This is a genomic window from Caenibacillus caldisaponilyticus, from assembly GCF_002003465.1.
Lineage (GTDB): Bacteria > Bacillota > Bacilli > Bacillales > Sporolactobacillaceae > Caenibacillus > Caenibacillus caldisaponilyticus.
Genome location: NZ_BDDQ01000155.1, coordinates 1 through 1826, shown reverse-complemented (window position 1 = coordinate 1826; position 1826 = coordinate 1). Strand labels below are relative to the sequence as shown.

Below are 1826 nucleotides of genomic sequence, written 5' to 3'. Positions count from 1 at the left end.
GCGGAAACTTTTGGGTTAAAGGGTCATGAAGATGAGATCCCTTTTTATGTACGCCCGGCATGGGTGCGGTGCTATAGGGTGAAAGTCCTGAACGGGGGCTGGCGAGCGCCTACCGTTAGCTGAAGGCAAGGGTGTCCGCCGTGAGGCGGAATCTGAAGGAAGCCGGAGGCAAACACTCGACCTGAGGGACACGAACCCAATTTGAGGCTGTCACAGTCGGATGAGTCTGCATAACAAGATGAAGTCCTAAGCCGCCAAGGGCTGTGGCGGTATATTGGGCAGGTACATGAGTGGAAAGTCCGCACTCTTATCCGGGGAGGCCTGTACGATACGCCTTCTAAGGATGGCAACCAAAATCGAGAGGTTTTGCTGAACGTACAGGAGTCAGCAGAGGCCATAGTACCTGAGTAAGGGACGCCTGAAAAGGGAAGGGCTGAACGTCAATTCAGGGATGGATCAAACTCTTTCGAGACGCAATGCGCTGAAGCAGAATTCCTAACGGAACTCTTTCAAGGAAAGATGGGTGAAGCCCGGAGGACCTTGGATAGAGGGCTGAGCATTGCCCGGCAAGACTTGAACCCCATCCCGCGGAGGGAGAGAGATCTCGATGGCTCTGTTGGAGACGATTCTGTCACGGAACAACTTAATCACTGCCCTCAAACGGGTGGAAGCAAATAAAGGGGCTCCGGGCATCGACGGCGTTCCGACGGAACAACTCCGCGATGATATCCGGAAGCACTGGAAGTCCATTAAGAGACAATTGCTTGAGGGAACCTACAAGCCGGCGCCGGTCCGGAGGGTCGAAATCCCGAAACCCAATGGAGGCGTCCGATTGCTGGGGATCCCAACCGTGATGGATCGGTTCATCCAACAGGCCATCCTTCAGGTGCTTACGCCGATCTTTGATCCCCATTTTTCTCCGTACAGCTATGGCTTCCGCCCCAAGCGGCGGGCCCACGATGCGGTCCGGCAAGCTCAGAAATATATCCAAGAAGGATACCGATATGTCGTCGATATCGATCTTGAGAAGTTCTTTGACCGGGTGAATCACGACATCTTGATGAGCCGGGTCGCACGGAAGGTCGAGGACAAGCGAGTCCTGAAATTGATAAGGGCCTACTTAAAAGCTGGGGTGATGCTGGAAGGTGTCCGGGTTCGTTCAGAGGAAGGCACGCCGCAAGGCGGGCCATTAAGTCCGCTCTTGGCCAACATCCTGCTGGATGATCTGGATAAAGAACTTGAAAAGCGGGGGTTGAAGTTCTGCCGTTACGCCGATGACTGTAACATTTATGTCCGCAGTCCGCGTGCGGGCCAAAGAGTCAAACAAAGCGTTCAAAAGTATCTGGAGAAGAAGTTAAAACTCAAAGTCAACGAGGAGAAAAGTGCGGTCGACCGCCCCTGGAAACGAAAGTTTCTAGGGTTCAGCTTCACGTCTCAACGAGAAGCTCGAATCCGACTCGCCCCGAAATCCGTTCAACGGTTTAAGAATAAAATCCGGCAACTGACGAATCCGAATTGGAGTCTTCCAATGGAGGAACGTATCCGGAAACTCAACCAATATACAATGGGATGGATGGGGTACTTCGCGTTAATTGAGACCCCCTCTCCCTTGAAGCGCCTGGAAGAATGGATAAGAAGAAGGTTGAGACTGTGCCGTTGGCACCAATGGAAAAGGGTGAGAACTCGAATTCGTGAACTGAGAGCCCTTGGGCTCAAAGAACACGAAGTGTTCGAGATCGCTAACACTCGGAAAGGGGCTTGGCGTACGACAAGGACGCCTCAATTGCATAAAGCCCTTGGCAAAGCCTACTGGCTTAAGCAAGGGC

1 protein-coding gene is annotated in these 1826 nt (G+C 52.8%); it reads left to right on the top strand.

Annotated features, from left to right (window positions below; translation table 11 throughout):
• Window positions 1-607: 607 nt before the first annotated feature.
• The coding region (ltrA, locus tag CCB157_RS16970; RefSeq protein ID WP_077616954.1) for a group II intron reverse transcriptase/maturase at window positions 608-1826 on the top strand (1219 nt) is incomplete at its 3' end.